Below are 17227 nucleotides of genomic sequence, written 5' to 3'. Positions count from 1 at the left end.
GAAGATGAGCGAGACGGTCGAGATCTTCGAGGTGGGCCCGCGCGACGGGTTGCAGAACGAGAAACGCGCCATCCCCACGGCGGAGAAGGTGGCGCTGGTGGACCTGCTGTCCGGCGCGGGGTTTCGGCGGATCGAATGCGCCTCTTTCGTGAGTCCGAAATGGGTGCCGCAGATGGCGGATTCCGGAGAGGTCCTGGCGGGAATTGCGCGGGTGCGGGGCGTCTCCTACGCGGCGCTCACGCCGAACCTGAAGGGGTTGGAGCGCGCGCTGGCGGCGAAGGCGGACGAGGTGGCGGTGTTCGGCGCGGCGTCCGAGGGCTTCTCGAAGGCCAATATCAACGCCACGGTCGAGGAAGGGCTGGCGCGCTTCGTGCCTGTGGCCGAGGCGGCGCGCGAGGCGGGACTGCCCGTGCGTGGCTATGTGTCCTGCGTGGTGGAATGTCCCTACGACGGGGCGGTGGCGCCCGCGGCCGTGGCCCGGGTGGTTGCGGCCTTGCGGGACATGGGCTGTTACGAGGTTTCTCTGGGGGACACCATCGGGCGGGGGCGGCCGGAGGCGGTGGATGCCATGCTGTCCGTCGTGCTGGACGAGATGCCCGCGGCGCAGCTGGCAGGGCATTTCCACGATACATCCGGTCGGGCGCTGGAGAACATCGACGTGGCGCTGGCGCGAGGCTTGCGGGTATTCGATGCGGCGGTCGGCGGGTTGGGGGGATGCCCCTATGCGCCGGGTGCGGCGGGCAACGTGGCAACGGAGGCGGTGCACGATCACCTGGTTGCTCGGGGCTATGTCACCGGGCTGGATCGTGTCGTCCTGGACAAGGCCGCCCAGATGGCGCGCGCCATGCGTGGGACGTGACTGGTTCGCTGGGCAACGGATTGAAAGGGACGAGATGGAGTTGATCGGGGTATCGCGCGACACGCGGGGCGTGGCGGAGATCAGGCTGCGCCGGGCCGACAAGCACAATGCGCTGTCCGCGCAGATGATGACCGAGCTGGAGGCCACGGCGCACAGCCTGGCGGCAGACCCGGAGGTGAAAGTGGTTGTCCTGTCGGCAGAGGGCAAGTCCTTTTGCGCCGGCGGTGACCTGGCCTGGATGCGCGAACAGTTCGAGATGGACCGGGCGACGCGGCGCGAGGAATCCTCGCGCATCGCCAAGGCATTGGGCGCGCTTTATGCGCTGCCGCAACCCCTGATCGGCAAGGTGCAGGGCAATGCCTTTGGCGGCGGGCTGGGGCTGATCTGCGTGTGTGACATTGCGCTGGCCGCCGAGGGGGTGAAGTTCGGTCTGACCGAGGTCAAGCTGGGGCTGATACCGGCCAATATCGGGCCCTATGTCATGGCCCGGATGGGCGCTGTGAAGGCGCAGGAAATCTTCATGAACGGACGTATCTTTGGCACTGACGAGGCCGTGGCGCTGGGACTGCTGAACCGGGCGGTTCCGGCGGATCAATTGGACGAGGCCGTCGCGGCAGAGGTCGCTTTGCCGTTGGCCTGTGCGCCGGGGGCGGTTCGGGACGCCAAGGCGTTGTTGCGGCGCCTGGGAGGAGAAGTCACCGAGGCCGAGGTCGACGGGGCCATCGACGCCCTTGCCGACCGCTGGGAGACATCGGAGGCGCAGGAAGGGATCGCCGCCTTTTTCGACAAGCGGCCCGCGCCCTGGGCATGAAGGACCGGCGGCCATGCTGATCCAGGTTGCCCATCTCTATGCCACTGTCTGCCTTGCCATCGTCTTTTTCCAACTGGCGTTGATCGGGGGCGCGCCGCTTGGTCGCTGGACGCAGGGTGGGCGGCACGCAGGCGCTTTGCCGCTGTCCGGGCGGGTGGTGGCGGCGGTCTCTGTTCCGGTGGTCTTGTTCCAGGCAGTGGCGATCCTGTCGGCGGCGGGCTTTCCCGGCCTCGGTTGGCCGCGCTGGAGCGGCTGGGTCGCCCTTGGCGTGAGTGGGCTGAGCGCCGTCCTGAACGGAATCACCCCATCGCAGCAAGAACGCGCCGTCTGGTTCCCGGTGATGCTGGTGATGTGCGGATTGGCGGGCTATGTGATGATTTCAACGATCCGGTGAAGGGCGACCGCTGGATCTTGGCACCGAAACCTGGCCACAGGGTCATGCGGCCAGTTCCGCCCAGCGGGTCGCGATCAGTCTTGCGTAGCGCATCGGCGACAGCCCATAGGCGCCAACGGCATAGGCATCGTTGACCTCGACCACCAGCGTCCGCCCGTCAGACGTGACCCCGAAATCCAGCGCATAGGCCGCAGGAGCGCCCGCCCTCGATTGGGCGGCCAGCGCAGCGCGGATCACCTCGGGGTCAGGGAAGCACAGCGGATCGCCCCGGTAAGGTCGCAGGTCGATCAGGTCGCCATGCAGGACAAAGCCACGGTATTCGGTCACGAAATCCACCGGATCGGCACAGATTACCGCTTCCTCGTCGGGGATATGCGCCGTTGGGATCAGGTCGGCGAAGCTGCACAGCAGCGTTCCGGTAAAGAGCTTGGGCCGGTCGGGCAGGGGCTTGACGAAGATTGCCGTGCCATTGCCCGCCACCTGTCGCGCCTCGGCCATCGTCGATTGCCAGATGCGCCGCCCGGCAAAGGGCATCAGCGCCTCGGGTATGCTGTCGAGGTCCAGCACGGGAATGCCCAGCCGTGCCATGCCCTTCCGGGCATAGCGGATGCCGCCCACGACGATGTCCCCCGCGGCCAACGTGAGGTCGTCGAAGTCCTCGGGCGCGAAAATCCGGACCTCTTCGCCGAGCTGCGCAAAACCCACGCGCGCAATGTCTCGGTTCACGCTGAAAATCGTGTCGTCGGGAGCAAGGATGTGAACGGCCATGGGATTGTCTTTCCTGTCTGCTCCCGGCTGCTAGCGCAAGTGGCGGCACTTGAACATGGCGGGATTCCCGTCCTCTCGGCCCGTGATCACAAAGTCGGGCGCGACGCTTGCGCGCGGCGCGTGCTGCCATGCAGCATCGCCTGTTCCGGCATCCCTTTGTCAACAAAGGAAAAACCGCCAATTTCAGGGAAAGCCTTTTGTTCGCAGGGATTTGAATGCACGCGCCTCGTGTTGACCCTGCCAGATGGCAGCGATAAGGGACAATAAGCCAAGCGCCACAGCGCCCGATCCTTGAAGGAGCCACGTCTTGGAAGAGATGCTGCGGGAATATCTTCCCATCCTCGTCTTTCTGGCCATTGCCATCGGTCTCGGCCTTGTCCTGATCCTTGCCGCGGTGATCCTCGCCGTGCGCAACCCGGACCCGGAAAAGGTTTCCGCCTACGAATGCGGGTTCAACGCCTTCGACGATGCCCGGATGAAATTCGACGTCCGGTTCTACCTGGTCTCGATCCTGTTCATCATCTTCGACCTTGAAATCGCCTTCCTGTTTCCCTGGGCGGTGGCCTTCAAGGACGTCTCGATGGTGGGCTTCTGGTCGATGATGGTGTTCCTGGGCATTCTGACCATCGGCTTTGCCTACGAATGGAAGAAGGGGGCATTGGAATGGGAATGACCGACGACAAGGCCCATGTGACCGATGTACAGGGCGACGGCCAACAAGGCGCGCGCGTGAAATCGGGTCCATCCGCACTGTCCCCCTACGGCTCGAACACCGCTGGTGGCGACCGCGAGGTGGCCACGCAGACCCTGAACCGCGAGCTGCAGGACAAGGGTTTTCTGCTGACCTCGACCGAGGACATCATCAACTGGGCGCGTACCGGTTCGCTGCACTGGATGACCTTCGGCCTGGCCTGTTGCGCCGTCGAGATGATGCATTCCTCGATGCCGCGCTATGACCTCGAACGGTTCGGGACCGCGCCGCGCGCCAGCCCGCGCCAGTCGGACCTGATGATCGTCGCCGGCACGCTGACCAACAAGATGGCTCCGGCCCTGCGCAAGGTCTACGACCAGATGCCGGAGCCGCGCTATGTCATCTCGATGGGCTCCTGCGCCAACGGTGGCGGCTATTACCACTACTCCTACAGCGTGGTGCGTGGCTGTGACCGCGTGGTGCCCGTGGACGTCTATGTGCCGGGCTGCCCGCCGACGGCAGAGGCGCTGGTCTACGGCATCATGGCGCTGCAGAAGAAAATCCGCCGGACGGGGACATTGGTGCGATGAGCGAATTGCTGAACGAACTGGGCGGCCATATCGAGGCCAAGCGCCCCGACTGCGTGATCGGCTGGGACGTCACCCATGGCGAGCTGAACGTCGATGTGGCGCCTTCGAACATCCGCGGGTTCGTGGAGTTCCTGAAGACGGACGCGACCTGCCGGTTTTCCTCGCTGGTGGACATCACCGCCGTGGACTACCCGGAGCGGCCCAAGCGGTTCGACGTGGTCTATCATTTCCTGTCGATGTACCAGAACCACCGCATCCGCCTGCGCGTGGCGATCCGCGAGGATGAGATGGTGCCCTCGATCGTGTCGGTTCACCCCTCGGCCAACTGGTTCGAGCGCGAGGTTTTCGACATGTTCGGCATCCTCTTTGCCGGCCATCCGGACCTGCGCCGCATCCTGACGGATTACGGGTTCCGCGGCTTCCCGCTGCGCAAGGATTTCCCGACCACGGGCTATACCGAAGTGCGCTACGACGAAGAGCAGAAACGCGTCGTCTACGAGCCGGTGAGCCTGGTGCAGGAATACCGCCAGTTCGATTTCATGTCCCCTTGGGAAGGCGCGCAATACGTGCTGCCCGGTGACGAAAAGACGGAAGAAAAGGCAGGCTGATGGGAATAGGTAACATTGGGCTGCCGGGTCTGATTGCTATCGCGGTTTTGCTCATCAACCCCTTCGCTTTCTGGAGGGTTCTGCCACGGGCAGGGATGCCTTCATGGCTCGCTATTCTGACGGTGATACCCGTTATTGCCATGATCATGTTCTGGATTATGGCCTTCAAAAAGTGGCCGGGAGATAACGCATGATGGACGGCTCCAAAGGTTTCGAAGACGCCCTGACGGGCGAGCAGAAGATCCGCAACTTCAACATCAACTTCGGCCCCCAACACCCGGCGGCGCACGGCGTGCTGCGTCTCGTGCTGGAGCTTGACGGCGAGATCGTCGAGCGTTGCGACCCGCATATCGGTCTGCTGCATCGCGGCACCGAAAAGCTGATGGAGACGCGGACCTACCTGCAGAACCTGCCCTATTTCGACCGTCTCGACTATGTGGCGCCGATGAACCAGGAGCACGCCTGGTGCCTGGCCATCGAAAAGCTGACCGGTGTCGAGGTGCCACGGCGGGGGTCGCTGATTCGGGTGCTCTATTCGGAAATCGGCCGCGTCCTGAACCACCTGCTGAACGTGACCACGCAGGCGATGGACGTGGGCGCCCTGACGCCGCCGCTCTGGGGCTTCGAAGAACGCGAAAAGCTGATGGTCTTCTACGAGCGGGCCTGCGGCGCGCGCCTGCACTCGGCTTATTTCCGGCCCGGTGGCGTGCACCAGGATCTGCCGCCGGCCCTGATCGACGATATCGAGGCCTGGGCCAAGGAATTCCCCAATGTGCTTGACGATATCGACGGCCTGCTGACGGAAAACCGCATCTTCAAGCAGCGTAACGCCGATATCGGCGTCGTGACCGAGGAAGAGATCAACGAATGGGGCTTTTCCGGCGTCATGGTGCGGGGGTCGGGCCTTGCCTGGGACCTGCGCCGCGCGCAGCCCTATGAGTGCTACGACGAATTCGACTTCAAGATCCCGGTCGGCAAGAACGGCGATTGCTATGACCGCTATCTCTGCCGCATGGCCGAGATGCGCGAAAGCGTGAAGATCATCCTGCAGGCCATCGAGAAGCTGCGCGCGCCCGAAGGGCAGGGCGACGTGCTGGCCCGCGGCAAGATCACCCCGCCGAAACGCGGCGAGATGAAACGCTCGATGGAAGCCCTGATCCATCACTTCAAGCTGTACACCGAGGGTTTTCACGTTCCCGAGGGCGAGGTCTATGCCGCCGTCGAGGCGCCCAAGGGCGAATTCGGCGTCTACCTCGTGGCCGATGGGTCGAACCGGCCCTACCGGTCCAAGATCCGCGCGCCGGGCTACCTGCATCTGCAGGCGATGGATCACGTTGCCAAGGGCCACCAGCTGGCCGACGTCGCGGCGATCATCGGCACGATGGACGTCGTCTTCGGGGAGATCGACAGGTGATCCGACCGCTCTTGGCGCTTTGTCCGCAGGCCGGAGGCGCCGCGGCGCAGAGCCTGCCCGCAGGGTTGGGGGACAATGGCGCACCGTCCGACGATGCAATCGTGGACAACGGTTTCATCCCAAAGGATACCGCCCGGGATCTGGTTGCCTCCGGGGCGATCGAGTTTGGCGTGGCCGCCGGAACTGTGCGGCTGGTGAATTGCCCCTGACGGGGAAAGATGGGCCGTCGCCGCGCGGCCTTTTGCGAGGGACGACACGATGAAGAGATACGCTTTTGCCCTGGTCGCGACTGGACTGGTTTCGGGCTGTTTCCTGCCCGAGGGCGTCACCGAAGAGGACTTGGCGGCCTTTGATGCCGCTGTGGCCTCGATCGGATGTGACCTCGTGAACGAAAGCGATTATCTGCCCGTGGAACTGCAGACCGGGATGCCGCGCGAGAAGGTGGTGACCATCTCGCAGTACAAGGTCGAACAGAAACAGGCGGTGCCGTTGTCGAACGGCGGTGTGCGTCTTCAGACCGGCGCCTGCGCCCCCAAGACCGAGCCCGCGCCCGAGGCGGCAACCTGACCTGACCGGCCCCGCGGGCCGGACCGGATGCAAGATTGAAACCCGAGGCGCCGCGCCCTGGCGCCGGACGTAAGACGGAAAGCCGAAAGCCATGCTGCGCCGACTGCACCCCGAACAGCCCGAGAGTTTTGCCTTCACGCCCGCCAACCTGGCCTGGGCGCGCGAGCAGATCACCAAGTACCCCGAAGGCCGTCAGGCCAGCGCCATCATCCCGCTGCTGTGGCGGGCACAGGAGCAGGAAGGCTGGCTCAGCCGTCCGGCGATCGAAGCCGTGGCCGACATGCTGGACATGGCCTATATCCGCGCGCTCGAGGTGGCCAGCTTCTACTTCATGTTCCAGTTGCAGCCGGTCGGTTCGCTGGCGCATATCCAGATCTGCGGCACGACCTCCTGTATGATCTGCGGCGCCGAGGACCTGATCGCCGTCTGCCGCGAAAAGATTGCCGACAAACCGCACGCGCTGTCCGAGGACGGCAAGTTCAGCTGGGAAGAGGTCGAATGCCTGGGCGCCTGCACCAACGCGCCGATGGCCCAGATCGGCAAGGACTATTACGAGGACCTGACTGCCGAGAAACTGCGCGATCTGCTCGACGCGCTGGCGCGGGGCGAGGTGCCGCAGGTCGGGCCGCAGAACGGTCGTTTCGCTTCGGAGCCGAAGCCGGGCATCACGTCGCTGACCGAGTTCGTGAACGGCTCGATCAAGCTGAACGCCAGCGCGCAACTTGCCGATGACATCGGCGACACGATCAAGCGCATCGACGGCACCGAGGTGCCGCTGTCGGCGCCTTGGAACGACCAGTCGGGAACCCGTGGCAGCCACCAGCCGCATGCCCCCGAGGCAGAGGTTCCCGCAGAGGAAACCCCGCAACCGGCCAAACCCGCGCCGAAGCCGGAAAAGGTTGCCGAGGCACCTGCCGAGGTCGAGCAGGCCCTGGTCCAGCCCAGCACGCCGCTGCCCGGCCAGGCCGAGCTGTCCAGCCGCAAGGGCAGCTGGCGCTACGAGGCCCCGGCCTCCGAGGAAAAGCCCGCGGAGGAGCCGGCTGCGCCTGCGGCAGAGGACAAGCCTGTCGGCCTTGACGCACCGCGTGGCGGCAAGCCGGACGACCTGAAGGAAATCAAGGGCGTCGGACCCAAGCTGGAAGAGCTGCTGCACTCGCTGGGCTTCTACCACTTCGACCAGGTTGCCGCCTGGACAGACAAGGAACTGGCCTGGGTCGACGAGAACCTCGAGGGTTTCAAGGGCCGGGCGACCCGCGACGAATGGGTGGCGCAGGCCAAGGAGCTGGCGGCGCGGTCCTAAAGTCTGATAGCCGCGGCCTCCCTTTTTCGCGATACTCCGGTCCAGACAGGACAGGATATCGGCGACAGGGAGGAACGTCATGGAGGATCAGGCTGGGCAGGGGAACCGCAGCAGGTTGAGTTGGGGATTGGCGGCCGTGGCCGCCTTTCTCGTTTTCGTATTGTTGCTGACGCTGGGCGACTGGATGGGGATCCAGGCGGCCATTGCGGCGGGTGTGACGCTCGTCGTCCTCGGGCTGCTGTTCTCCAGGCTGTTCTGTGCCGGTGCGGCAAAGGCCCCGGCCTCCACCGCGCGGCCTGCGCCACAGCCCAAGGCTCCCCCGGCGCCGCAGCCGGAGAGGATCCCCGAGGCAGAGCCTGCGCCCGCAGTGCACGAGAGCGCCGACAACGGGCCCCTTGTCAAACCCAGCGGCGCCTTGCCGGGAGAGGAAGACCTTGCCAGCCGCAAGGGCAGCTGGACCTATAGTGCCGACAGCGTGGCAGAGGCGGTCCCGACCCCGACAGAAGCGGCGGCGGAACCAAGGCCCCAACCGGCACCTGCCGTGGCCCGCTCCGAAGCCACCGAGGCACCGCTGGTCAAGACCGGCACGGTGCTGGCAGGCGAGGCGGAACTGGCCTCGCGCCGGGGCAGCTGGACCTATACGCCAAACGGCTGATCGCCCGGGGCCGAAGGCGGCGCACGCGCGACGGATTGCTGGTTACAGAGTGGTCAAACCCGCTGTCGCGGCGCCTGAAACGGGGCTGCGACAAAGCCATACCTTGCGTGCCGCGGCGCAGTATGTCAGGCGTGGCACCGGCACTGTTGGGGAGGAACGGCGCTAAGACACGCGCAGGATGCTGCGCCCGTTTAGTGGAGCGAGAACGTGACCATGACGACCCCGATCTATTCTATGACACCTGACTTTACGCCGCTGATGCGCATGATGCAGCTTCAGACGCGCTTTGCGTTGGAAGCCAGCCAGGGGATGATGAAACTGGCCATGATGCCCTGGACCGGAATGCCGGCGGGTTTCGGCTCGATCTGCACGCCGATGGGTGGCGTGACGGTTGCGGCTTCGGTGACGACCACCGAAGAGGCGGCCCCGGTCGAGGACGTGGCCGAGACCGCCGTGGTCGAGGCCACGGCAGAGCCGGTGGCCGAGCCGGAAGTGACCGTCGAGGAAACCGTGGCTGAAACCGTTGCGGACGTTGCGGAACCTGTGGCGGAACCGGCACCGGCGCCCGTGGCCGCCCCCGAAAAGCTTGAGACGGCGCCTGTCGCGGAACCCGCCGCGCCTGCGGCTGCTCCGGCGCCCGAAGCGGAGGTTGAAGCCGCCCCCGCGATGGTTAAGCCCGCCGCGCTGAAGGCGCCCAAGGGCGAAGCGGACGACCTGACCGTTCTGAACGGTGTCGGCCCGAAACTGGCGGAGGCGCTGAACGCCGAGGGGATCTACCATTTCTCGCAGATCGCGGCCTGGACCGAGGAAAACGTCGCCTGGGTCGACGAGAACCTGGCCGGTGTACGCGGCCGGGCCTCGCGCAACGGCTGGGTGGCGCAGGCCGCCGAACTTGTGAAATAAGGCTCAGGCGGCAATGGCCGGGAAGCAGGACCACAACCGGAGAGGCCGCGTCATTGCGCTGGTGATCATCGGGACGGCTCTCGGCTGGGTCGCGGCCAATGTGATCGGCGCAGCGGTGGACCTGAGCCACCGCTGGCGCGCGCTTTTCGACCTTGCTGCAATTGGTGGCTTTGTCTGGGCGCTGTGGATGTTATACGGGCTCTGGCGGGAGCGCCAGGAACACAAGGATTGAGAGATGCTAGCTGACCAGGACCGGATCTTTACCAACCTCTACGGCATGCATGACCGCACCCTCGACGGCGCGAAAAAGCGTGGCCACTGGGACGGGACAAAGGATCTGATCGCCAAGGGGCGCGACTGGATCATCGAAGAGATGAAGGCGTCGGGCCTGCGTGGTCGTGGCGGCGCCGGTTTCCCGACCGGCCTGAAGTGGTCCTTCATGCCCAAGGAATCGGACGGGCGTCCGGCCTACCTGGTGGTCAATGCCGACGAATCCGAGCCGGGTACCTGCAAGGACCGCGAGATCATGCGTCACGATCCGCATACTCTGATCGAAGGCTGCCTGATCGCCAGCTTCGCGATGCAGGCCCATGCCTGCTACATCTATATCCGCGGCGAATACATCCGCGAGCGTGAGGCCCTGCAAGCCGCCATCGACGAGGCCTATGACGCGGGCCTGCTGGGCAAGAACGCCGCCGGCTCGGGCTGGGATTTCGAGCTGTTCCTGCACCACGGTGCGGGCGCCTATATCTGCGGTGAGGAAACCGCCCTGCTGGAAAGCCTCGAAGGCAAGAAGGGCATGCCCCGGATGAAGCCGCCGTTCCCGGCGGGCGCGGGCCTGTATGGCTGCCCGACCACGGTAAACAACGTCGAATCCATCGCCGTCGTGCCAACGATCCTGCGCCGGGGGGCCGAGTGGTTCTCGTCCTTCGGACGCGACAACAACAAGGGCACCAAGCTGTTCGCGGTCTCGGGCCATGTCAACACCCCCTGCGTCGTCGAAGAGGCCATGTCGATCAGCTTCGAAGAGTTGATCGACAAGCACTGCGGCGGCATTCGCGGCGGCTGGGACAACCTCAAGGCCGTGATCCCCGGCGGGTCCTCGGTGCCTTGTGTGCGCGGCGAAAAGATGCGCGACGCGATCATGGATTTCGATTACCTGCGCGGCGAGCTTGGCTCGGGGCTTGGCACGGCGGCGGTGATCGTGATGGACAAGGACACCGACATCATCAAGGCGATCTGGCGTCTGGCCAAGTTCTACAAGCACGAAAGCTGTGGCCAGTGCACCCCGTGCCGCGAAGGCACCGGCTGGATGATGCGGGTGATGGAACGGCTGGTGAAGGGTGAGGCCGACGAAGAAGAGATCGACATGCTCTGGGACGTGACCAAGCAGGTCGAGGGCCACACGATCTGTGCGCTCGGCGACGCCGCGGCCTGGCCGATCCAGGGCCTGATCCGCAATTTCCGCGACGAGATCGAGGACCGCATCAAGGCGCAGAAGACCGGACGTCTCAGCGCCGTCGCCGCGGAATAATCGTGGCACCCTCCGATGTTGTCAGGGCCTCCTGCCGATCGGCGGGGGGCCTTTTTCGTTTGGCGCCGACCGCGCTGGCACAGGACAAATTCCCGAATGAACCCACCGAAGAGGTGATCCATAAGGGACCGCCTTTCGACGTCTTTTCCGTCCGCCACCGGCTATGGGATGCGCATGAGCGACCGGGCGCGTGGTCCTGTTCCGATCTGTGTCGGCAAGACGGCCGATGACCGGCTGGCACCTGGCCGAGTTCAACATCGGCATTCTGAGACACGATTGGGACGACCCGCGCATCGCCGATTTCCGCGATAACCTCGATCGGGTCTTTGCGGTTGCGGAGCGCAGCCCGGGCTATGTCTGGCACATGCCGGAGGACCAGATGGACGCGGCGCAAACGGATGTGGGCGGACCCTTGGGCGGTAATCCCCGGACCGCGTCGACCCTGTCGGTCTGGCGCGATCTGCCGTGCCTCGAACATTTCGTCTGGCAGACCGTACACCGGCGGTTCTACGATCGGCGCGCGGAATGGTTCGATGCCGCAGGGCAGGGGCTGCGGCTGGTGATGTGGTGGGTGCCCGAAGGTCACCGTCCCGGGGTCGCGGAGGCGGCGGGCAAGCTGCACCACCTGGCAAGGGCAGGCGAGAGCGACGCGGCCTTCGGCTGGACCCATGCCCGCAAGCGATGGGGCGCATCGGGATAATTCATTGGGCGTGGCGGGGGCCGCGCGCTAAAGCTTCGGGACCTTTGGTCGACTTGATTTCAGAAAGGACATCACATGCACTTGGCGGAACTGAATGTCGGGCGACTACTGGCCCCAACGGATGACCCGCGCGTGGCCGAGTTCATGGCAAACCTCGACCGGATCAACGGGCTGGGCAAACGGATGCCGGGCTTTGTCTGGATGATGGAAGGCTCGGGCGAACCGGGCACCGGCAACACCGAGGCCAAGATCGATGGCGATCCGCAGTTCGTGTCCAACCTGACGGTCTGGGAGGACGTGGAAAGCCTGGAACGCTTTGTCTGGGGCACCATCCACAAGCAGTTCTATGACCGCCGCGCCGAGTGGTTCGAGATCATGGGAGAACAGCATTTCGTCATGTGGTGGGTGCCCAAGGGACACCGGCCGACGCTGGACGAGGCTCTGGAACGTCTGGAGATGCGCAAGACACAGGGCGATACGGAGGCGGCCTTTGGCTGGTCGTACCTGCCGGAGGCCCAGTTGTGGCGGGCAAGACACTGCACACCCGAGGCCGTCTGAGCCTTGATCCGTTTTGGCCGGAAGGGGTGGTTCGATCCAAGGCGCGGGGCGCCCGCTCCTTGACCTCTTGCCCGGCAGGCGCGACAGTGCGCGCGACGCGCGGCCCCCGTTTGGCATGCGCATGAGGCGGGCAGGAAAGACACGGATTGGAATGATGAAACCGATTTTGGGAACGGCTGTGCCGATCGCGCCGCTGGCGCCCGTGGCGCAAGCGGAAATCGTCCGGTCCAAGAGTTCCGTGTCTGACGGCCAGCGCCGTGGATTCAAGGTACTGTGCCGGGGAGGCCAATAAGATGATGACTCGGGTGGTGTGCATTCTGGCCCTCGCAGCCACGATTGGTGGTTGCGGGCGCGTCGGGATCTTCAAGTCGGACGAACCGGTGTTCGACGGTCAGCGTTTTCGCGCCGTCGTGAAGGCCGAACGCAAGAACCGGCAGGTCTTTACCGTGACCGTGCACCAGGTATCGAAATCGGTCGAGGGCGCGCGCGCCGCGGCCGATTACAAGGCCAAGCAGCACTGCATCCAGTATTTCGGCACGTCCGAGATCGACTGGACCGTGGCCCCGGATGCCGATGCGCAGACATTGCGCGTAGTGGACGACACCCTGACCTTCCGGGGCAGCTGTCGCGACGAGGCGGCCTGAGGGACGCAAAGGCGCCGCGGATGCGTGGATCCTTGCCGAAACGAAGGTCGGCAGGCCGTCGATATTGAATATCGGGCGCGTCTGCCTCCACCTGACGGGCAACAGCCTGATAACGGAGGGCCGCGTATGCGCCTGATTCTCATTTCCATCGTCAGCATGACCCTGGCGCTTCCCGCTGTGGCCAAGCCGCCCCTGCGCGAGGTCAGCGAAATCGACGACGGACTGATGGCGATCGCGATCGCGGACGAGATCCGCAGGAATTGCGATGACCTGCAGCCGCGCATGGTTCGTGCCTATCGCCAGATCAAGGCATTGGAGAAACGCGCCAAGGCCCTGGGCTATTCCGACACCGAGATCGACGACTACGTGAATTCCGACAAGGAAAAGAAACGGATGCGCAGCAAGGCCGAGACCTGGTTGACCTCGCAGGGGGTGAATCCCAAGGACACCCGCGCCCTGTGCAAGTTCGGGCGGGACGACATTTCACGCAGCGGGCGGGTCGGTTACTTCCTGCGCTGAGTCGGATGCAGACCGCCAACGGGCGGTACATATTCAACTTTTGTGATCACGATGACGCGGTGCACGGAGAAAACTCGTGCGCCGCGTCGTTTTTTCCTGCCTTTTCGCTGCACCTGCATCTGGTATCGTCCGGCGGACCACGATAGAACCCCGAGGACTGCGGCCTGCCTGCCAGCGGGCGCTGCCAGCCGAAGAACGGGAGAGGCACGGGCATGTCCGATACGCGAAAGATCATCATCGACGGGCAGGAGATCGAGGTGGACGGGGCCATGACCCTGATCCAGGCCTGTGAAGAGGCCGGGATCGAAGTTCCGCGCTTCTGCTATCACGAACGGCTGTCGATCGCCGGCAACTGCCGCATGTGCCTTGTCGAGGTCGTGGGCGGTCCGCCCAAGCCGGCCGCCTCCTGCGCCATGCAGGTGCGCGACATGCGCCCGGGGCGCAACGGCGAGCCGCCGGAAATCAGGACCAACTCGCCGATGGTCAAGAAGGCCCGCGAGGGGGTGATGGAGTTCCTGCTCATCAACCACCCGCTGGATTGCCCGATCTGCGACCAGGGCGGCGAATGCGACCTGCAGGACCAGGCGATGGCCTACGGCGTCGATTTCAGCCGGTTCCGCGAGGCCAAGCGCGCGGTCGACGACCTGGACCTGGGTCCGCTGGTCGAAACCCACATGACTCGCTGCATCTCCTGCACCCGCTGCGTGCGCTTCACCACAGAGGTCGCGGGCATCACCCAGATGGGCCAGACCGGCCGCGGTGAGGATGCCGAGATCACCTCGTACCTGAACGAGACGCTCGATTCGAACCTGCAGGGCAACATCATCGACCTGTGCCCGGTGGGCGCGCTGGTGTCGAAGCCCTACGCCTTTACCGCGCGTCCCTGGGAACTGACCAAGACCGAGACCATCGACGTGATGGACGCGCTCGGGTCCAATATCCGGGTCGATACCAAGGGCCGCGAAGTCATGCGGATCCTGCCGCGCAACCATGACGGCGTGAACGAGGAATGGATTTCTGACAAGACGCGCTTTGTCTGGGACGGGCTGCGCCGCCAGCGTCTGGATCGGCCCTATGTTCGCGAAAACGGCAAGCTGCGTCCCGCAAGCTGGCCCGAGGCGCTGGGGGTTGCCGCCAAGGCGATCAAGGGTGCCGAGAAGCTGGCCGGACTGGTGGGCGATCTTGCCCCGGTCGAGGCGATCTATTCGCTCAAGACGCTGGTCGAAGGGCAGGGCGGTGCCGTAGAAAGCCGGACCGACGGAGCCAAACTGCCAGCGGGCAACCGTTCGGGCTATGTCGGCAATGTCGCCATCGAGGATATCGACACCGCAAGTGAGATCATCCTTGTCGGCACCAACCCGCGCGACGAGGCGCCGGTGCTGAACGCGCGTATCCGCAAGGCATGGGCCAATGGCGCCAAGGTCAAGCGCGTCGGCCCCGCCGTCGACCTGACCTATGACGTCGAGGACTGTGGCGTGGGCCGCGATGCACTGTCCGATCTGACCGCCGGTGACGATGCCATCGTGATCGTCGGGCAGGGTGCCCTGAACGAAGCGGACGGCGCCGCGGTTTTGGGCGCATGCATGGCGCTGTCGGGCCGGATGCTGGTGCTGCACACCGCGGCCAGCCGCGTTGGCGCGCTGGACGTGGGGGCCGTGAACGAGCGCGGCATGGAGGCCGTGCAAGAGGCCGACGTGATCTACAACCTCGGCGCCGACGAAGTCGAGATCGGCGAAGGCGCCTTCGTGATCTACCAGGGCAGCCACGGCGACCGTGGCGCGCACCGCGCCGACGTGATCCTGCCTGCCGCCGCCTACACCGAGGAGCAGGGACTTTTCGTCAATACCGAGGGCCGTCCGCAGATCGCTCTGCGCAGTGGGTTCGCCCCGGGCGAGGCCAAGGAAAACTGGGCCATTCTCCGGGCGCTCTCGGCCGAGGTCGGCGCGCAGCTTCCTTGGGACAGCCTTGCGCAACTGCGCCAGGCGCTGGTCAAGGACGTTCCGCACCTGCAGCAGATCGACGAAGTGCCCGAGAACGACTGGCAACCGCTGGAGGCGGGCCAGTTGGGAGAGGCGGATTTCCGCTACGCCGTGCGCGATTTCTACCTGACCAACCCGATCGCCCGTGCCTCCGAACTGATGGCGGAACTGTCGAAACAGGCGCGCGATCGCGCCGCTGCGCCGCTGGCGGCGCAGTAACTTGCGCGGCTTGGCGATCATAACGCTACTGGTGATTGCCACCGGGCTGTCGGCCTGCACCGAAGAGGCCGTCTCCGAGGCGCCTTTCACGCCGACCTATGCCGGGATCGAGACCCGGCTTCTGGATGGCGACCTGGTGCAATTCGAGGTCGAGATGCGCGGCGCCCGCAATGCGGGCGACGTTGAGGATTATGCCGAATGTGCCGCGGCACAATACGCGCTGATCCGGGGTTACGGTTTTGCGCGGCATTTGCGCACGACAGTATACGAAGAGGGTGGCCTCTGGCGTGGAGATGCGGTTTACACCATCTCGGCGGCGCTGCCCCGCGGGCTCAAGACCATCGACGCCGAAGTGGCGGCGCTGGCCTGTGCCGAGAACGGAATACCGATGGTGTGAGGACCTGATGGAAAACTTCTTCGCCACGCCTCTGGGCACCTTTGTCATCATCTTCGCGCAATGCCTTGCGGTGCTGGGCTTCGTGATGGTGTCGCTACTCTTCCTCGTCTACGGCGACCGCAAGATCTGGGCGGCCGTCCAGATGCGGCGCGGCCCGAACGTGGTCGGCATCTACGGCCTGCTGCAAACCGTGGCAGACGCGTTGAAATACGTCGTCAAGGAAGTGGTGATCCCGGCAGGCTCGGACCGCACGGTCTTCATGCTGGCGCCGCTGACCAGTTTCGTGCTGGCGATGATCGCCTGGGCGGTCATCCCCTTCGGCGATACCTGGGTCCTGTCGGACATCAATGTGGCGATCCTCTATGTCTTCGCGGTCTCCTCGCTTGAGGTCTACGGCGTGATCATGGGCGGCTGGGCCTCGAACTCGAAATACCCCTTCCTGGGTTCGCTGCGCTCTGCGGCGCAGATGATCTCTTACGAGGTCTCCATCGGTCTGATCATCATCGGCGTCATCATCTCGACCGGTTCGATGAACTTCGGCGACATCGTCGATGCGCAGGACGGTGCCTACGGCTTCTTCAGCTGGTACTGGTTGCCGCATTTCCCGATGGTCTTCCTGTTCTTCATCTCGGCCCTGGCCGAGACCAACCGCCCGCCCTTTGACCTGCCGGAGGCGGAATCGGAACTGGTGGCCGGCTACCAGGTGGAATATTCGGCAACGCCCTTCCTGCTGTTCATGGCCGGTGAATACATCGCCATCTTCCTGATGTGTGCGCTGACCTCGCTGCTGTTCTTCGGTGGCTGGCTGTCGCCGATCCCGGGTCTGCCGGATGGGGCGCTGTGGATGGTCGGCAAGATGGCCTTCTTCTTCTTCATCTTCGCGATGGTGAAGGCGATCACGCCGCGGTACCGCTATGACCAGCTGATGCGCCTGGGCTGGAAGGTCTTCCTGCCGTTCTCGCTGGTCTGGGTGGTCTTCGTTGCCTTCGCGGCGAAGTTCGGCTGGTTCTTTGACGGCTATGCCCGCTGGGTTACGGGGGCCTGAGATGCTGCGCGAGCCCATGAAACTGCGATCGCTGCGGGGCACGTGCCCCGGCGGCAAACCAACGGCACAGGA

Annotated in this window: 22 protein-coding genes; 21 read left to right on the top strand and 1 reads right to left on the bottom strand. The window is 64.8% G+C overall.

What is annotated here, in order from left to right; all coding sequences use genetic code 11:
* The first annotated feature begins 4 nt into the window (after nucleotides 1-4).
* Genes RBB42_RS04800 through RBB42_RS04790 form a run of 3 tightly spaced genes read left to right on the top strand, consistent with a single transcriptional unit; the run spans nucleotide 5 to nucleotide 2064 of the window.
* Nucleotides 5-859, top strand: coding sequence for a hydroxymethylglutaryl-CoA lyase (locus RBB42_RS04800; RefSeq protein ID WP_305968376.1), 855 nt, complete (start codon nucleotides 5-7; stop codon nucleotides 857-859).
* A 34-nt stretch (nucleotides 860-893) separates the two neighbouring features.
* Nucleotides 894-1670 (top strand): crotonase/enoyl-CoA hydratase family protein, encoded by a 777-nt coding sequence (locus RBB42_RS04795; RefSeq protein ID WP_305968375.1) that lies wholly within the window; start codon nucleotides 894-896, stop codon nucleotides 1668-1670.
* 13 nt (nucleotides 1671-1683) lie between these two features.
* On the top strand, nucleotides 1684-2064 hold the full coding sequence (locus RBB42_RS04790; RefSeq protein ID WP_305968374.1) for a hypothetical protein: 381 nt from the start codon (nucleotides 1684-1686) through the stop codon (nucleotides 2062-2064).
* Nucleotides 2065-2106: 42 nt separating this feature from the next.
* Here RBB42_RS04790 and RBB42_RS04785 read toward each other — a convergent pair whose 3' ends face one another.
* Nucleotides 2107-2832, bottom strand: coding sequence for an ATP-grasp domain-containing protein (locus tag RBB42_RS04785; protein ID WP_306043607.1), 726 nt, complete (start codon nucleotides 2830-2832; stop codon nucleotides 2107-2109).
* Nucleotides 2833-3139: 307 nt separating this feature from the next.
* Here RBB42_RS04785 and RBB42_RS04780 point away from each other — a divergent pair, with 307 nt between their 5' ends.
* From RBB42_RS04780 to nuoH, 18 genes are all read left to right on the top strand, one after another.
* Complete coding sequence (locus tag RBB42_RS04780) at nucleotides 3140-3505, top strand: NADH-quinone oxidoreductase subunit A (RefSeq protein WP_305968372.1); 366 nt, start codon at nucleotides 3140-3142, stop codon at nucleotides 3503-3505.
* A complete protein-coding gene (locus tag RBB42_RS04775) occupies nucleotides 3496-4113 on the top strand; it encodes a NuoB/complex I 20 kDa subunit family protein (protein WP_305968371.1) in 618 nt (205 codons plus the stop codon). The genes RBB42_RS04780 and RBB42_RS04775 overlap by 10 nt, the downstream gene beginning before the upstream one ends.
* Nucleotides 4110-4721, top strand: coding sequence for an NADH-quinone oxidoreductase subunit C (locus tag RBB42_RS04770; protein ID WP_305968370.1), 612 nt, complete (start codon nucleotides 4110-4112; stop codon nucleotides 4719-4721). Before RBB42_RS04775 ends, RBB42_RS04770 begins: the two co-directional genes overlap by 4 nt.
* A gap of 190 nt (nucleotides 4722-4911) precedes the next feature.
* The gene (locus RBB42_RS04765) at nucleotides 4912-6135 is read left to right on the top strand and encodes an NADH-quinone oxidoreductase subunit D (protein WP_305968369.1); all 1224 of its coding nucleotides are present in this window, start codon (nucleotides 4912-4914) and stop codon (nucleotides 6133-6135) included.
* Entirely contained in the window at nucleotides 6132-6344 is a 213-nt protein-coding gene (locus RBB42_RS04760; protein ID WP_305968368.1) for a hypothetical protein, read from the top strand. Before RBB42_RS04765 ends, RBB42_RS04760 begins: the two co-directional genes overlap by 4 nt.
* 49 nt (nucleotides 6345-6393) lie before the next feature.
* On the top strand, nucleotides 6394-6702 hold the full coding sequence (locus RBB42_RS04755; RefSeq protein WP_043143603.1) for a hypothetical protein: 309 nt from the start codon (nucleotides 6394-6396) through the stop codon (nucleotides 6700-6702).
* 91 nt (nucleotides 6703-6793) lie between these two features.
* Nucleotides 6794-8002, top strand: a complete 1209-nt coding sequence (locus RBB42_RS04750; RefSeq protein WP_305968367.1) for an NADH-quinone oxidoreductase subunit E — start codon at nucleotides 6794-6796, stop codon at nucleotides 8000-8002.
* Between the two features lie 79 nt (nucleotides 8003-8081).
* A complete protein-coding gene (locus tag RBB42_RS04745) occupies nucleotides 8082-8657 on the top strand; it encodes a hypothetical protein (RefSeq protein WP_305968366.1) in 576 nt (191 codons plus the stop codon).
* Between the two features lie 213 nt (nucleotides 8658-8870).
* The gene (locus RBB42_RS04740) at nucleotides 8871-9560 is read left to right on the top strand and encodes a helix-hairpin-helix domain-containing protein (RefSeq protein ID WP_305968533.1); all 690 of its coding nucleotides are present in this window, start codon (nucleotides 8871-8873) and stop codon (nucleotides 9558-9560) included.
* A gap of 13 nt (nucleotides 9561-9573) precedes the next feature.
* A complete protein-coding gene (locus tag RBB42_RS04735) occupies nucleotides 9574-9792 on the top strand; it encodes a DUF5337 domain-containing protein (RefSeq protein WP_305968365.1) in 219 nt (72 codons plus the stop codon).
* 3 nt (nucleotides 9793-9795) lie between these two features.
* A complete protein-coding gene (gene nuoF / locus RBB42_RS04730; protein ID WP_305968364.1) occupies nucleotides 9796-11094 on the top strand; it encodes an NADH-quinone oxidoreductase subunit NuoF in 1299 nt (432 codons plus the stop codon).
* Nucleotides 11095-11320: 226 nt separating this feature from the next.
* Nucleotides 11321-11794 carry a DUF3291 domain-containing protein gene (locus RBB42_RS04725; RefSeq protein ID WP_305968363.1) on the top strand — a complete coding sequence of 158 codons (474 nt, stop codon included), beginning with the start codon at nucleotides 11321-11323 and terminating at the stop codon, nucleotides 11792-11794.
* 75 nt (nucleotides 11795-11869) lie between these two features.
* The gene (locus RBB42_RS04720) at nucleotides 11870-12352 is read left to right on the top strand and encodes a DUF3291 domain-containing protein (RefSeq protein WP_305968362.1); all 483 of its coding nucleotides are present in this window, start codon (nucleotides 11870-11872) and stop codon (nucleotides 12350-12352) included.
* Between the two features lie 293 nt (nucleotides 12353-12645).
* A complete protein-coding gene (locus RBB42_RS04715) occupies nucleotides 12646-12996 on the top strand; it encodes a hypothetical protein (RefSeq protein WP_305968361.1) in 351 nt (116 codons plus the stop codon).
* 126 nt (nucleotides 12997-13122) lie between these two features.
* Nucleotides 13123-13515, top strand: coding sequence for a DUF5333 domain-containing protein (locus RBB42_RS04710; protein WP_306043606.1), 393 nt, complete (start codon nucleotides 13123-13125; stop codon nucleotides 13513-13515).
* A 212-nt stretch (nucleotides 13516-13727) separates the two neighbouring features.
* Nucleotides 13728-15713, top strand: a complete 1986-nt coding sequence (gene nuoG, locus RBB42_RS04705; RefSeq protein ID WP_305968359.1) for an NADH-quinone oxidoreductase subunit NuoG — start codon at nucleotides 13728-13730, stop codon at nucleotides 15711-15713.
* A 10-nt stretch (nucleotides 15714-15723) separates the two neighbouring features.
* A complete protein-coding gene (locus RBB42_RS04700; RefSeq protein WP_500862273.1) occupies nucleotides 15724-16110 on the top strand; it encodes a YNQ4 family lipoprotein in 387 nt (128 codons plus the stop codon).
* 7 nt (nucleotides 16111-16117) lie between these two features.
* A complete protein-coding gene (gene nuoH / locus RBB42_RS04695; RefSeq protein WP_305968357.1) occupies nucleotides 16118-17155 on the top strand; it encodes an NADH-quinone oxidoreductase subunit NuoH in 1038 nt (345 codons plus the stop codon).
* Nucleotides 17156-17227: the final 72 nt, after the last annotated feature.

It is taken from the genome of Mameliella sp. MMSF_3455, assembly GCF_030733205.1.
Lineage (GTDB): Bacteria > Pseudomonadota > Alphaproteobacteria > Rhodobacterales > Rhodobacteraceae > Antarctobacter.
This window is presented reverse-complemented; position numbering and strand designations above follow the sequence as displayed.

Coding starts and splice junctions, on each gene's coding strand:
- RBB42_RS04800 (WP_305968376.1), top strand. CDS start 5: ATGAGCGAGACGGTCGAGATCTTCGAGGTGGGCCCGCGCGACGGGTTG.
- RBB42_RS04795 (WP_305968375.1), top strand. CDS start 894: ATGGAGTTGATCGGGGTATCGCGCGACACGCGGGGCGTGGCGGAGATC.
- RBB42_RS04790 (WP_305968374.1), top strand. CDS start 1,684: ATGCTGATCCAGGTTGCCCATCTCTATGCCACTGTCTGCCTTGCCATC.
- RBB42_RS04785 (WP_306043607.1), bottom strand. CDS start 2,832: ATGGCCGTTCACATCCTTGCTCCCGACGACACGATTTTCAGCGTGAAC.
- RBB42_RS04775 (WP_305968371.1), top strand. CDS start 3,496: ATGGGAATGACCGACGACAAGGCCCATGTGACCGATGTACAGGGCGAC.
- RBB42_RS04770 (WP_305968370.1), top strand. CDS start 4,110: ATGAGCGAATTGCTGAACGAACTGGGCGGCCATATCGAGGCCAAGCGC.
- RBB42_RS04765 (WP_305968369.1), top strand. CDS start 4,912: ATGATGGACGGCTCCAAAGGTTTCGAAGACGCCCTGACGGGCGAGCAG.
- RBB42_RS04755 (WP_043143603.1), top strand. CDS start 6,394: ATGAAGAGATACGCTTTTGCCCTGGTCGCGACTGGACTGGTTTCGGGC.
- RBB42_RS04750 (WP_305968367.1), top strand. CDS start 6,794: ATGCTGCGCCGACTGCACCCCGAACAGCCCGAGAGTTTTGCCTTCACG.
- RBB42_RS04745 (WP_305968366.1), top strand. CDS start 8,082: ATGGAGGATCAGGCTGGGCAGGGGAACCGCAGCAGGTTGAGTTGGGGA.
- RBB42_RS04740 (WP_305968533.1), top strand. CDS start 8,871: ATGACGACCCCGATCTATTCTATGACACCTGACTTTACGCCGCTGATG.
- RBB42_RS04735 (WP_305968365.1), top strand. CDS start 9,574: ATGGCCGGGAAGCAGGACCACAACCGGAGAGGCCGCGTCATTGCGCTG.
- nuoF (WP_305968364.1), top strand. CDS start 9,796: ATGCTAGCTGACCAGGACCGGATCTTTACCAACCTCTACGGCATGCAT.
- RBB42_RS04725 (WP_305968363.1), top strand. CDS start 11,321: ATGACCGGCTGGCACCTGGCCGAGTTCAACATCGGCATTCTGAGACAC.
- RBB42_RS04720 (WP_305968362.1), top strand. CDS start 11,870: ATGCACTTGGCGGAACTGAATGTCGGGCGACTACTGGCCCCAACGGAT.
- RBB42_RS04715 (WP_305968361.1), top strand. CDS start 12,646: ATGATGACTCGGGTGGTGTGCATTCTGGCCCTCGCAGCCACGATTGGT.
- RBB42_RS04710 (WP_306043606.1), top strand. CDS start 13,123: ATGCGCCTGATTCTCATTTCCATCGTCAGCATGACCCTGGCGCTTCCC.
- nuoG (WP_305968359.1), top strand. CDS start 13,728: ATGTCCGATACGCGAAAGATCATCATCGACGGGCAGGAGATCGAGGTG.
- nuoH (WP_305968357.1), top strand. CDS start 16,118: ATGGAAAACTTCTTCGCCACGCCTCTGGGCACCTTTGTCATCATCTTC.